The sequence below is a fragment of the Herbaspirillum sp. alder98 genome, assembly GCF_020179755.1.
In the GTDB taxonomy this organism is placed as follows: Bacteria; Pseudomonadota; Gammaproteobacteria; order Burkholderiales; family Burkholderiaceae_D; genus Herbaspirillum.
Map to the genome: position 1 here is coordinate 24719 of NZ_JAIUCY010000014.1, position 13694 is coordinate 38412.

The 13694-nt window shown below is 61.2% G+C and carries 10 protein-coding genes and 1 other RNA gene; 7 read left to right on the forward strand and 4 right to left on the reverse strand.

Annotation, left to right across the window (positions count from 1 at the left end; genetic code table 11):
* The 3 genes from pheA to gyrA form a co-directional block, all read right to left on the reverse strand.
* Window positions 1-1074, reverse strand: a complete 1074-nt coding sequence (pheA, locus tag LBW87_RS22125) for a prephenate dehydratase (protein ID WP_225203640.1) — start codon at window positions 1072-1074, stop codon at window positions 1-3.
* A 41-nt stretch (window positions 1075-1115) separates the two neighbouring features.
* Window positions 1116-2228, reverse strand: a complete 1113-nt coding sequence (serC, locus tag LBW87_RS22130) for a 3-phosphoserine/phosphohydroxythreonine transaminase (RefSeq protein ID WP_225203641.1) — start codon at window positions 2226-2228, stop codon at window positions 1116-1118.
* Window positions 2229-2291: 63 nt separating this feature from the next.
* On the reverse strand, window positions 2292-4967 hold the full coding sequence (gene gyrA, locus LBW87_RS22135) for a DNA gyrase subunit A (RefSeq protein ID WP_225203642.1): 2676 nt from the start codon (window positions 4965-4967) through the stop codon (window positions 2292-2294).
* A 686-nt stretch (window positions 4968-5653) separates the two neighbouring features.
* Here gyrA and ompA point away from each other — a divergent pair.
* The 6 genes from ompA to LBW87_RS22165 all read left to right on the forward strand — a co-directional run bounded on the left by ompA (window position 5654) and on the right by LBW87_RS22165 (window position 12667).
* On the forward strand, window positions 5654-6271 hold the full coding sequence (gene ompA, locus LBW87_RS22140) for an outer membrane protein OmpA (protein ID WP_225203643.1): 618 nt from the start codon (window positions 5654-5656) through the stop codon (window positions 6269-6271).
* A 112-nt stretch (window positions 6272-6383) separates the two neighbouring features.
* Window positions 6384-7088 carry a bifunctional 2-polyprenyl-6-hydroxyphenol methylase/3-demethylubiquinol 3-O-methyltransferase UbiG gene (ubiG, locus tag LBW87_RS22145; RefSeq protein WP_225203644.1) on the forward strand — a complete coding sequence of 235 codons (705 nt, stop codon included), beginning with the start codon at window positions 6384-6386 and terminating at the stop codon, window positions 7086-7088.
* A gap of 81 nt (window positions 7089-7169) precedes the next feature.
* Window positions 7170-7826, forward strand: a complete 657-nt coding sequence (gene gph / locus LBW87_RS22150) for a phosphoglycolate phosphatase (RefSeq protein ID WP_225203645.1) — start codon at window positions 7170-7172, stop codon at window positions 7824-7826.
* A 127-nt stretch (window positions 7827-7953) separates the two neighbouring features.
* Window positions 7954-11685 carry a DUF748 domain-containing protein gene (locus LBW87_RS22155; RefSeq protein WP_225203646.1) on the forward strand — a complete coding sequence of 1244 codons (3732 nt, stop codon included), beginning with the start codon at window positions 7954-7956 and terminating at the stop codon, window positions 11683-11685.
* A gap of 80 nt (window positions 11686-11765) precedes the next feature.
* Window positions 11766-12128: a transfer-messenger RNA gene (gene ssrA / locus LBW87_RS22160) on the forward strand.
* Window positions 12129-12301: 173 nt separating this feature from the next.
* Window positions 12302-12667 carry a DUF5710 domain-containing protein gene (locus LBW87_RS22165; RefSeq protein ID WP_225203647.1) on the forward strand — a complete coding sequence of 122 codons (366 nt, stop codon included), beginning with the start codon at window positions 12302-12304 and terminating at the stop codon, window positions 12665-12667.
* A gap of 65 nt (window positions 12668-12732) precedes the next feature.
* On the opposite strand, the gene LBW87_RS22170 is transcribed toward LBW87_RS22165, so the two are convergent.
* Window positions 12733-12888: a hypothetical protein gene (locus LBW87_RS22170; protein ID WP_225203648.1), complete on the reverse strand. Its 156-nt coding sequence runs from the start codon at window positions 12886-12888 to the stop codon at window positions 12733-12735.
* Between LBW87_RS22170 and LBW87_RS22175 the strand changes: the two genes are divergently transcribed.
* On the forward strand, window positions 12878-13678 hold the full coding sequence (locus LBW87_RS22175; protein ID WP_225203649.1) for a MetQ/NlpA family ABC transporter substrate-binding protein: 801 nt from the start codon (window positions 12878-12880) through the stop codon (window positions 13676-13678). The two genes, LBW87_RS22170 and LBW87_RS22175, sit on opposite strands and share 11 nt — an antisense overlap.
* The last annotated feature ends 16 nt before the right edge of the window (window positions 13679-13694 follow it).

Genomic DNA, 13694 nt, shown 5'->3' on the forward strand with positions numbered 1-13694 from the left:
TTACAGGCCCAGCGGATAGGAGCCGAGCAACTTGAAGAAGGCTGCGTTCTGCTTCAGTTCGGCCAGCGCCAGGGCCACCTTCGGGTCTTGTTCGTGACCTTCGAGGTCGACGTAGAAGTAGTATTCCCACGCCCCCATGCGCGCCGGACGCGACTCGAAACGACTCATCGACACGCCATGCGTGGCCAGCGGCGCCAGCAGGCTGTGGACGGCGCCGGCCTTGTTGGGCACCGACAGCACGATCGAGGTCTGGTCACGCCCCGACGGCGCGGTACGCAGGCGCCCGATCACCGCGAAACGGGTGCGATTGTGCGGATCGTCCTGGATATGGGCGTTGACGGTTTGCAGGTTGTACTTCTGCCCGGCGATGGCGCCGGCGATGGCCGCCACGCTCGGGTCTTCGCTGGCCATGCGCGCCGCTTCGGCGTTCGACGCCACGGCCTGGCGCTCGATGCCGGGATAGTTCTGGTTGAGCCAGGCATTGCATTGCGCCAGCGCCTGCGAATGCGCGCAGATGCGGGTGACGCCGGTCATCGCACCGTCGCGCGTCATCAGGCTGTGATGCACCGGAATCGACACCTCGCCACTGATGGTCAGGGTCGTCTGCAACAGCAGGTCGAGCGTGCGGTTGATCACGCCTTCGCTGGAATTCTCGATCGGCACCACGCCGAAATCGGCCGTGCCGGCCTCGGCATCGCGGAACACTTCATCGATCGAGGCACAGGGCAGGCCTTCGATGGCATGGCCGAACTGCTGGTACACCGCCTGTTCGCTGAAGGTGCCGGCCGGCCCGAGATAGGCCACCACCACCCGCTTCTCCAGCGCGCGACAGGCCGACATCACCTCACGGAAAATGGTCTGGATGTCGGTGCCCAGCAGCGGCCCGGGATTGCGCTCGGCGGCGCGGCGCAGCACCTGCGCTTCACGCTCCGGGCGAAATACCGGCGCATTGGTCTCGGCCTTGACATGACCCACTTCCTGCGCGACGCGGGCGCGCTGGTTGAGCAGGTCGAGAAGCTGCGCATCGATGGAATCGATCTTCTGGCGCAGCGGCAACAACTTGTCGTCACTCATCTTGCTCTTTCTGGTGCGGGTCGGCTGTCGCCGCCCGTGCTTCAGCCGTGTTTTGCTTCGAAGTCCCTGAGGTAGTCGACCAGGGCCTGTACGCCCTCGATGGGCATCGCGTTGTAGATCGATGCACGCATGCCGCCGACCGACTTGTGGCCTTTCAGCTGCAGCAGCCCGCGCTCCTTGGCGCTGGCGAGGAAGGAGTCATTCAGTGATTCGTCGCGCAGGAAGAACGGCACGTTCATGCGCGAGCGGCAATCGTGGGCAATCCGGTTGCTGTAGAACTCGGTGCTGTCCAGGTAGCCGTACAGCAGGTTGGCCTTGGCGATGTTGCGTTGTTCCATGGCGGCCACGCCGCCCTGGCGCTTCAACCACTGGAACACCAGCCCGGCGATATAGATCGCGTAGGTCGGCGGCGTGTTGTACATCGAATCGTTGTCGGCCACGATCTTCCAGTCGAAGGCCGACGGGCAGAACGGCAGAGCATGACCCAGCAGGTCTTCGCGCACGATCACCAAGGTCAGGCCGGCCGGGCCGATGTTCTTCTGGGCGCCACCGTAGATCACGCCGTATTTCGACACGTCCACTTCCCGCGACAGGATATGCGACGACATGTCGGCCACCAGCGGCGCGCCGTTGGTGTCGGCCGTCACATCGGGGATGAACTGGTATTCGACGCCGTCGATGGTCTCGTTGGTGCAGATGTGGACATAGGCCGCATCGCTGGACAGCTTCCACTCGGCGCGCGGCGGAATGGCGGCAAATTTCTGCGGCGCCGACGATGCAGCCACGTTGACGCGGCAATAGCGCGCCGCTTCCTTGATCGACTTGGTCGACCACGAGCCGGTATCGATGTAGTCGGCCACGCCCGCTTCGCGCTTGCCCGCTGGCGAGCGCAAGGCAGCCAGGTTCATCGGGATGATGGCGTTCTCGGCAATGGCGCCGCCCTGCAGGAACAGCACCTTGTAGTTCGACGGAATCGCAAACAGCTCGCGCACATCGGCCAGCGCGGCCTCGATGATGGACATGTATTCGCGACCGCGGTGACTCATTTCCATCACCGACATGCCACTGCCGTGCCAGTCCAGCATCTCGTCTGCTGCCTGTTGCAGCACTTCGCGGGGCAATACCGCGGGACCTGCGGAAAAGTTGTAAACCATGACTCAGATCACAATCAAAAAAGGCGGCGACCGGACCCGGTGCGCCGCCTTGCGTTCAAGGGGTCACTCGTCGGCGGCTGGGGTGCTGCCGGCCGCTTCGCCACTGGCTGCGCCCTCGGCACCGTCAGTGCCATCGACTTCATCCAGACGCTCATCCTCGACGTCGGATTCCATCACCCGTTGCAGGCCCGACAGCTTGGTGCCGTCTTCGACCGCAATCAGGGTCACACCCTGGGTCGCGCGGCCCATTTCGCGGATCTCGGCCACGCGGGTGCGAATCAGCACGCCACCGGTGGTGATGAGCATGATCTCGTCACGCGGCTCGACCAGCGTGGCGGCCACCACCTTGCCGTTGCGTTCGCTGGTCTGGATCGCGATCATGCCCTTGGTGCCGCGACCATGACGCGTGTACTCGGTGATCGGCGTGCGCTTGCCGAAGCCGTTTTCGGTGGCCGTGAGCACCGACTGCTGCTCGTTTTCTGCCACCAGCAGCGCGATCACCTGCTGCGTTTCGTCCAGGTTCATGCCGCGCACACCGCGTGCGGTACGGCCCATCGGACGCACGTCGTTCTCGTCGAAGCGCACTGCCTTGCCGGAGTCGGAGAACAGCATCACGTCATGTGCGCCATCGGTCAGCGCCGCGCCGATCAGGAAGTCGCCATCGTCCAGGTCGACCGCGATGATGCCGGCCTTGCGTGGATTGCTGAAGTCGGACAGCGGCGTCTTCTTGACGGTGCCCAGGCTGGTGGCCATGAACACGTAACGGTCGTCGGGGAAGGTGCGATTGACGCCCGACAGCGGCAGCACCACGGTGATCTTCTCGCCATCCTGCAGCGGGAACATGTTGACGATAGGCTTGCCGCGCGAATTGCGCGAACCCTGCGGCACTTCCCACACCTTGAGCCAGTACAGGCGGCCACGGTTGGAGAAGCACAGGATGTAGTCGTGCGTATTGGCGATGAAGAGCTGGTCGATCCAGTCGTCGTCCTTGGTCGCCATGGCCTGCTTGCCGCGTCCGCCGCGCTTTTGCGCACGGTATTCGGAGACCGGCTGCGACTTCATGTAACCGGTGTGCGACAAGGTCACCACCATGTCTTGCGGCGTGATCAGGTCTTCGGTGCCGAGGTCGGTGGCGTTGAGTTCGATGCTGGAACGACGCTCGTCCTTGTTGCCGATACCGTATTCGTTCTTGGCGGCATTGAGTTCGTCGGTGATGATGATGGTCACGCGGGCCGGCTTGGACAGGATATCCAGCAGGTCGGCGATCTGCGCCATCACATCCTTGTACTCGTTGACGATCTTGTCCTGCTCCAGGCCGGTCAGGCGTTGCAGACGCATCTGCAGGATTTCCTGGGCCTGCTCGTCGGACAGCTTGTACAGGCCGTCGGACTGGATACCGTAGTGGCTAGGCAGGTTTTCGGGACGGAACGCCTCGATACCACCGGCACTGCTCTCGCCGGTACGCGCCAGCATCTCGCGCACCGTGGACGAATCCCAGGCACGCGCCATCAGTTCGGACTTGGCCACCGGCGGCGTCGGTGCGGCGCGGATGATGGCGATGAAGTCATCGATATTGGCCAGCGCCACGGCCAGGCCTTCGAGCACGTGGCCGCGCTCGCGCGCCTTGCGCAATTCGAACACGGTACGGCGCGTGACCACTTCGCGACGGTGCGACAGGAAGCAGTCGAGCAACTGCTTCAGGTTCAGCAGGCGCGGCTGGCCGTCGACCAGCGCCACCATGTTCATGCCGAAGGTGTCTTGCAGCTGGGTCTGCTTGTAGAGGTTGTTGAGCACGACCTCGGGGACTTCGCCCCGCTTGAGCTCGATCACCACCCGCATGCCCGACTTGTCGGACTCGTCGCGCATGTCGGAAATGCCTTCGAGCTTCTTGTCGCGCACCAGCTCGGCGATCCGCTCGAGCAAGGCCTTCTTGTTGACCTGGTACGGCAGCTCATCAACGATGATGGCGGTGCGGCCTTCGCGACCGAACTCTTCGAAGTGGGTCTTGGCGCGCATGATCACGCGGCCACGGCCGGTGCGATAGCCATCGCGCACGCCGCTGACGCCATAGATGATGCCGCCGGTCGGGAAGTCCGGCGCCGGGATCATCTCGATGAGTTCATCGATGGTGCACTGCTCGTTGGACAGCAGGTGCAACGCCGCATTGATCACCTCGGTGATGTTGTGCGGCGGGATGTTGGTGGCCATACCCACGGCAATACCCGACGAACCATTGACCAGCAGGTTCGGGATGCGCGTCGGCAGGACCGATGGCTCTTTCTCTTTGCCGTCGTAGTTGGGGACGAAATCGACGGTTTCCTTTTCGATATCGGCCAGCAGCTCGTTGGCGATCTTGTCCAGGCGGCACTCGGTATAACGCATCGCCGCAGCACCGTCGCCGTCGATCGAACCGAAGTTGCCCTGGCCGTCGACCAGCGTGTAGCGCAGCGAGAAGTCTTGCGCCATGCGCACCAGCGTGTCGTAGATCGACGCATCACCGTGCGGGTGATACTTACCCATGACTTCACCGACCACGCGAGCACATTTGACGAACGGCCGGTTCCAGACGTTGTTCATCTCGTGCATGGCGAACAGCACGCGGCGGTGCACCGGCTTGAGGCCGTCGCGCACATCCGGCAATGCCCGCCCCACAATTACGCTCATGGCGTAATCGAGGTAACTCTTGCGCATCTCTTCTTCGAGGGAAATGGGGATGGTTTCTTTAGCGAATTGATCCATTGGAGAGTCGAAAGATGTTTCCCGACTGCAAAATCTGCAATCGAGCGGGCCTGGCCCATGGCGTATTCTGAACAGCGTATTCTAGCACGCCGCAGGCCCAATCCGAGCCTCGCAGGCGCTCGCCGCCCGCCTCGGGAGTGGCGTCGAACCGCGTTCGGGGCGCCACCACCCGCTATGCGCGAACCACCTATATATATAAGCAGTTGGGCCGCCCGAAAAATTCCACCCGGGAAACACCGCCGCGCGGCCAACGATGCTGCAGCGCTTTTCCAGGCAATAACGGAGCAAGCAGCTTTTTCGGCGCGGCGCTATCGGGAGGTGCCTGAGCCACCCGAAAATCGCCAGGCGGACGCCGCACCAAATGCGAGCAGTCGACCAGGATCGAGCGAACTGCATGAAAAATAAGGATTTTCTTGCCAAAACCAGCTTTTTTCAGGCTTCAAAGGAACGAAAACGGCCGCCAAAAATCTCGTTGCGCAGAAACAACACAGTCCCAAAAACGTCGACTGGACCAATTGGCAAGCATCGCTCAAGGGCAATCCGTGTGGCAGAATGGCGACTAAGTTCATCGCAAGCCCCCTATAGAAGGGGTCCTGCGAGGATCTAAACACATGATATTATTCATTTTTGATGTCGTAATCTTGTAGCGCAGTTTATCTGCGGATATCTCACCCGAGAGGAGAAACATGAACAAATTAGCAAAACTCGTCTTCGCTGCTGCGTCCGCAGCCATCGCACTGACTGCCACCGCTCAGGAAAATAAGGACATCAAAGTCCGTCCAGGCAGCCTGTATCTGCAAGATGGTCGCGACGTTGTAACCCGCAGCGGTTACGGTCTGTGCTGGCAAACCGCCTATGTAAACGGCCCATGCGAAGAGCCGCCTGCACCGGCAGTGGCCGCCGCCGCTCCTCCGGCACCTGCACCAGCTCCAGTGGCTGCTGCTCCGACATCGGAAAAAGTCACCTACGCTGCTGACGCATTCTTCGATTTCGACAAGGCTACTCTGAAGCCAGCTGGCAAGTCGAAGCTGGACGAACTGGTCGGTAACCTGAAGGCCATCAACCTGGAAGTCATCATCGCCGTCGGTCACACTGACTCGGTCGGTTCCGTTGCTTACAACCAGAAGCTGTCGGTCCGTCGCGCTGAATCCGTCAAGGCCTATCTGGTCTCGAAGGGTGTTGAAGCCAACCGCGTCTACACTGAAGGCAAGGGCAAGTCGCAACCTGTTGCAGACAACAAGACTGCAGCTGGCCGCGCTAAGAACCGTCGCGTTGAAATCGAAGTTGTGGGTACCCGCAAGTAATCGGTTTTACGCTGCAAGGCTCTGTGAAAACCCCGCTTCGGCGGGGTTTTTTTATGACCATTTGATTTTCAGCATCCCAACGTTTTGCGCGGTTTCGGCTATCATTGGCAGCATGACTACCAATGCAGATCCTCAGGAAATCCAGAAATTCAGTGAACTGGCCCATCGCTGGTGGGACCCCAGTTCCGAATTCCGTCCCTTGCACGAAATCAATCCGTTGCGCCTCGAATGGATCAACGCGCGCGCCCCGCTGGCCGGGCGCCGTGTGATCGACATCGGTTGCGGCGGCGGCATCCTGGCCGAATCGATGGCGGCCAAGGGCGCCGACGTGACCGGCATCGACCTGTCCGAAAAAGCGTTGAAGGTGGCCGACCTGCACAGCATGGAATCCGGCGTGCAGGTGCGTTACGAAAAGATCGCCGCCGAAGACATGGCCGCGCGCGAAGCGGGCCAGTTCGATATCGTCACCTGCATGGAGATGCTCGAGCACGTACCCGACCCGGCGTCGATCGTGCGCGCCTGCGCCACGCTGGTCAAACCGGGTGGCAAGGTGTTCTTCTCGACGCTGAACCGCAATCCCAAGTCCTACCTGTTTGCCATCCTCGGCGCCGAATACCTGTTACGCCTGCTGCCCAAGGGCACGCACGACTACGCCAAGTTCATCACGCCGGCCGAGTTGGCGCACTATATTCGCCAGGCCGAACTCGACATCGATGGCTTCAAGGGCATGAGCTACAACCCGCTCACCCAGATCTATTCGCTCAACAGCGACACCGACGTCAATTATCTGGTGGCCTGTACCCGGCCGCTGGAATAACCGTCAGCGATGCATCGCCGGATGCCGCCTGTGCGGCATCCGTTTTTCGATTTGCCCCTTTCACTTCCCACTTCATCGACCATGCCACTCCGAGCGCCGCGTGCGATCCTGTTCGACCTTGACGGCACCCTCGCCGACACCGCCCCCGACCTGGCCGCTGCCGCCAACTTCCTGCGCGCCGAACGCGGCCTGCCGCCTGCGCCCTACGACACATTGCGTCCGGTCGCCTCGGCCGGCGCCCGTGGCCTGATCGGCGCCGCGCTCGACATCCATCCCGGCGACGACCAGTACGAAGACCTGCGCGTACGCTTTCTCGACCGCTACGCCGCCAACATGACGGTGCATAGCAGCCTGTTCGATGGCGTGCCCGAATTGCTGTCCCAACTTGAAGCGCGCGGCCTGGCCTGGGGCATCGTGACCAACAAAGCCACTCGCTTTACCGAACCGCTGGTGCCCAGCATCGGCCTCGGCCACAGCGGCTGCATCGTCTGCGGCGACACCACCCCGCACGCCAAGCCGCACCCCGCGCCGCTGCTGGAAGCAGCCAGCCGGCTGCAACTGGCGCCCGAGGATTGCTGGTATGTCGGCGACGACCTGCGCGACATCCAGGCCGGTCGTGCCGCCGGCATGCCGACCATCGCTGCGGCCTGGGGTTATTGCGGCCATACCGAGCCGGCCGCCTGGAATGCCGACGCCCTGCTGCACGCACCGCTGGACCTGCTCACGCTGCTCGACTGAACCGACCTGCCGGATTCTGCAACCTCGCATTAGAATGATGCCCTTGGGATGACGCCACGCAGTGGTCGTCATCCGAACTAACTGCATCGTCCATTCGATGCGCGGCAACAAGAAAAGGGAATCCAGCATGAGCCAGGCGCACCTCGCAGCTAAATTCAGACAATGGCCATGGCAGCGACTGCGCCGCCCGTTACGCTGGCTGGCCTGGGCAGTGCTGGCGCTGCTGGTATTGGCGCTGGTCAGCTGGCTGGCGTTGCCCTCGTATGTGAAGAAGATCGCCAGCGCCCAGACCGAAGAAAAGATCGGGCGCAAGTTGACCATCGGCGACGTCAGCTTCAATCCGTTTCGCCTGGCGCTGACCGCCGCCGACATCACGCTCTTCGAAGCCGACGGCAAGACCCCCTTCTTCACCGCGCAAAGCCTGCTGGTCAATGCGTCCTCGGCATCGTTATTTCGCCTGGCGCCGGTGCTGGATGAACTGCGCCTGAGCAAGCCCGACCTCCACGTCGTGCGCATCGACGCCAACGGCGCCGGCCACTATAACTTTTCCGACATTCTCGATCGCATCGCCGCATTGCCCAAGAGCGAAGGCGAAGCCCACTTCTCGCTGGCCAACGTGCAACTGGATGGTGGCCGCATCCGCTTCGACGACAAGGTCACCGGCAAGCAGATCGATATCGCCACGCTGCAACTGGGCCTGCCGTTCATCTCCAACCTGGGCGGCAGCATCGACAGCTTCGTGCAACCGCAATTGTCGGCCACCGTCAACGGCACCCCGTTTCACCTGAAGGGCCGCAGCAAGCCATTCATCAGTTCGCAGGAATCGTCCTTTGCCATCGATGTCGACCAGCTCGACATCGTTAGCTACCTTCCATTCGTTCCCACGGAACTGCCGCTCAAACTGGCCAGCGCCAAGCTGTCGACCAAGCTCGACCTGTCCTTCAACCGCGCCGAGGGCAAGCCGAAGGTGGCGCTGTCGGGCGACATCGTGCTCGATGACGTATCGCTGCAAAGCCGTGAGCAGACGCAACTACTGAAGGCCCAGCGCTTGTCGGCACGCTTGAACCAGTTCGACGTACTCAACGCCAGCGGCGAGATCAGCGAACTGCGCCTCGACCAGCCCCAGGTGTGGGCCGCCATGAACGCACGTGGCCAGATCAATTGGTTAGCCGCGCTGGCGCAGCCCCCCGGCAAGCGCCCTCCCGCCGCGGCGAACAGCGACAGTGCCGCCGCCAAACCCGCCGCCGACACACCGGAGCGCGCCATCGTCGTGCGCCAGTTGCTGGTGCGTGAGGGCCAGATCAACTGGCGTGACGAAGCCAACGCCAAGCCCGCGCAAGACATCAAACTCAGCAAGATCGACATCGATGCCGCCCAGTTGTCGACCGCCGCCAATGCCGCACCGGCGACACTGAAACTGAGCGCCGTCGAGAACGGCCAGGGCCGCCTGGGTTTCGAAGGCAAGCTCAATGCGCTGAGCAGCAACCTGGAGGGCCGCGCCACGCTCGAAGGCATCGAACTGGCGGGCTACCAGGCCTACCTCAATGGCGCGCTGGCCGCCAAGGCATCGGGCAAGCTGTCGGGCGCGGCGGGCGTGCAGTTTGCGCAGGGCGCATTGAAAGTGAGTGACCTGGGACTAACACTGGAACAATTGAAGCTGCAACCGACGGACAAGGGCAACCAGGCCATCACGGTCAAATCCATCGCCTTGCAGAAGGCCTCGCTCGATCTGGCGGCGCGCCGGGCTGACGCCGAGGCGGTGCGCATTACCGGGTTGGCGGGCAATATCCGCCGCGAGGACGACGGCAACTTCAACCTGCAACGCCTGCAAGCGACCAACGACAGCGTGGCGCCTGCGGTAAGCGCAACGCCTGCGCCGGTCGCCGGCAACGGCAGCAATGGTAACAACAGCAGCAAGCGCGCGGCCGCCCCGCAATGGCAAGCACGCCTGGGCACCTTCAGCGTCGTCGACAGCCGAATCGATTTTGCCGATGCCAGCGCGGGTGCTAAATCGCAATTACAGATCCATGGCATCAATCTGCAGGTGCAAAACCTGTCGAGCCAGCTCGACGCGCCGACCAGGCTTAGTTTGCAGGCCCAGTTCGACAAGAGCGGCAAGTTATCCGTGACGGGCCAGGCGGCAGCCGGGCTCAAGAGCATCGATCTCGACCTGGATGGCCAGAACCTGCCGATAGCGCCATTCCAGGGTTACTTTTCGAACGTGCTCAATGTCACGCTCAATAGCGGTTTGCTGAGCGCCCGCGGCAAGCTGGCGCTGACCCCGCCGGTGAACCAGCAGCGTTTCGCGCTCAGTTATAACGGCAACGCCACGATCGGCAACCTGCGCATGCAGGACAAGCTCAGCGCCACCGACTTCCTGCGCTGGCGCACGCTTGAATTGAACGGCATCCAGGCGCGCCTGGGCGGGCGCCCCCAGGTATCGCTGGAGCAGGTCAACCTCTCCAATTTCTATGCCCGCGCCATCCTCTCGGACAAGGGCCGCCTGAACCTGCAGGACATCCTGGTCGCCGATGCCGGCGCACAGGGTTCGATCACCGACGCCAGCAAGAGCAGCGATAAAGACAGCGGCAAGGGCGCCAGCACCACGCGCAACACCACCACCTCGGCGGCGCCCGTGACCAGCGCGCCCAGCGCAGACGCGGCGCAGATTCGCGTCGGCCAGATCAAGCTGGCCGGGGGCAACATCAACTACACCGACAACTTCGTCAAACCCAACTACACCGCCAACATGACCGGCCTGGCCGGCACCATTGGCGCGATCTCATCGGACAAGCCGCAACCGGCGCCGGTCAACATCACCGGCAAGGTCGACGACGATGCCCCGCTGCAGATTTCCGGCACGCTCAATCCCTTGTTCAAGCCGATGTTCCTCGACATCAAGGCCAGCGCCAACGGCGTGCAGCTGCCACGCCTGACGCCCTACTCCGCCAAGTACGCCGGGTATGCGATCACCAAGGGCAAGTTGTCGATGGATGTGCAGTACAAGATCGAGAACGACAAGCTGGTCGCCGAGAACGATGTCCGCATCGAACAATTAACTTTTGGCGAGCGGGTCGACAGCCCCGAGGCCACCAAGTTGCCGGTGATGCTGGCGGTATCGTTGCTCAAGGACCGCGACGGCAACATCAATCTCAACCTGCCGATTTCGGGCTCATTGTCGGACCCCGAGTTTTCGGTGGGCGGCATCATCATGCGGGTGTTCGTCAACCTGATCGTCAAGGCGGTGACGTCGCCGTTTGCGCTGATCGGCTCGATGTTCAACAGCTCGGAAGGCATTGGCGAACTGCGTTATATCGAATTCGAGCCGGGCTCCTCCGAGATCACCCCGGAGATCCGCAAGAAGCTCGATGCCCTGGGCTATGCGCTCAACGAGCGTCCCGGCATCAAGCTCGACATCACCGGGCGGGTCGATCCCAAGGTGGATGATCCGGGCCTGCGCGAAGAAGCCCTGAATCGCCAGATGCGCGGCTTCAAGCGTCGCGACCTGATTGAAGAAGAAGGACAACCGTCGGGTCCGGTGCAGATCAGCGCGGCCGAGCGGGCGCAATATCTGGAGCGGGTGTACAAGGAAGGCAAGTTCAAGAAGCCGCGCAATGTGGTGGGCCTGACCAAGTCGTTGCCGGCCGAAGAGATGCACAAGTTGATTATCGACAACACCGAGGTCACCGCAGATGATTTGCGCAACCTGGCCCAGCGCCGCGCCGACCAGATCCGGGGCTACCTGCAGGAGCAGAGCGTGATCCCACCGGCTCGGATCTTCCTGATCGCGCCCAAGCTCAACGCCGACGGCATCCCGGCCAAGGAGCCGACCAGCCGGGTCGACCTCAACATTCAGTGAGATCGCCCCATTGGTTTGGCAACACGCGGCCTTGATGTCTGCGTGTTCGCCCATACAATGAGATATAATCCACTTTCTGCGGGGGCGACTTGGTTTCGACGTGGGTTGCAAAGCAGCGCAGGGCATACCGAGGCCTGACTACCTCGTAAATCCAATCAGACAAGTAATAACTGCTAACGATAACTCGTACGCACAAGCGGCTTAATCCCCGTTTGCTCTACACTACTTCTTCCTTGGGGTAGGCTGGTAAAACAGCAGTAGAGTCATTTACAAGGAATCGCTCCGGGCCGGGTCACTTGGTTCGGGGTTAAATCTAAGGTGACTCGCCGTAACGAAGCGTGCGCGTCCGCGTCGTTGGGGTTAAAACAAATGGCAGCGCTAAGTATGTAGAACTGTCTGTAGAGTGCTTGCGGACGCGGGTTCGATTCCCGCCGCCTCCACCAAAATATCAGTCCTTTGAAGTCTACAAGGACATTTCGAAAACCCGTTGTTCTCTTTGGAGACAGCGGGTTTTTTGTTTATTGACGTACAGCCGGATGTAGCTAATTCCTGGGGGTAGGTCATCAGCATGCCCTTGTGTACACTTGAGCCTAAATTACTCTGCACCTCCCCGACCATGCAAAATGATCCGCCGTTTGACCCACCTTACAAAACCTTCGTTAAGACAGACAAAGGTGTTTTCGTGACTGAAACACTCGCTGATGGGACCACGCTAGAGCTGGGTGAAGCCCCAATGAGTGATTTCAACGCCAGCAACAGCCCCGCAGCCTCGACTAAACAGAAGAGAAACGAGCCGGCAGCCGTTAAAGCCGTGGCATTGGGCGATAGCAAGGCCGCAATGTATCTAAACGTCCCGTTCGCCGACAAAGATAAAGCGAAATCGAAAGGGGCTCGGTGGGATGCAACAAAGAAAAAATGGTACGCACCTCATGGGACCGACCTCAATGACTTCGAACCATGGTGGCCAGAAGGAGTTAGATAGAAAAGCAGCACAAACCGTGTTGCTCTCTGAATGGAACAGGAACACGCCCGTGGTCGCTTCATTTCTCAAGTGAAGTGCCACGTCACAACGTTCCCAGAAAAATCCGCAGCGCCAAACTCAAAAACCAAATAACCACCTGCAAAATCCGTCGTTCGCATCCCCTCTCCCCGTCGATAGAATCCCCACTCTCCTTCAACAAGAAAGTCGTTCGTGGATTTCATCAGCGCTGCTTCCAGGACCCTGCTGTGCGCAGCGGTCGCCTTCTCCTTCTCGATCAATTCCGCTACCGCCGCCGATGCACCGCTGCGGGTAGGCGCTTCGCCCGGGCCTTACAGCGACTTCCTGCAAGCCGCCGCCAAGATCGCCAATGCCGAAGGCTTCGCCGTAAAGGTTATCGAATTCACCGAACCGACACAGATCAACGAAGCGACCCAGGCCGGTGACATCGACCTGAACAACTTCCAGCATGTGCCCTACATGCAAAAACAGAATGAGTCGCGCGGCTATAAGATCGTGTCGATCAAACCCAGCTATGTCGCACCGGCTGGCGTGTATTCGGCCAAGTACAAGTCGCTCGACCAGTTGCCCGCCGGCGCCAAGGTGGCCGTTCCCAACGATCCCGCCAACGAAGCGCGCGCCCTGGTGCTGCTGCAAAAGGCCAACCTGATCAAGCTGCGTCCGGAAGCCGGCGCCAATGCCGGCCTGGGCGATGTCATCGACAATCCGAAAAAGCTCAAGATCGTGCCGCTCGATGAAGTGCAGGTGCCACGTGTGCTGGTCGATATCGATGCCGGCGTCGTGACCCTCAACAAGGGCGTGCTGGCCGGCCTCAACCCCAAGGATGCGCTGCTGCTGGAAGACAAGTCTTCCCTGTGGGCCATCATCTGGGCCGCACGCGCCGACCGCAAGGACGATCCACGCATTGCGCGCTTCATCAAGATCTTCGAGTCGGAACAGATCAAGCAACTGATCATCACCAAGTTCAACGGCACCGTGATCCCTTCCTGGTAATCACCAGCATCATCAG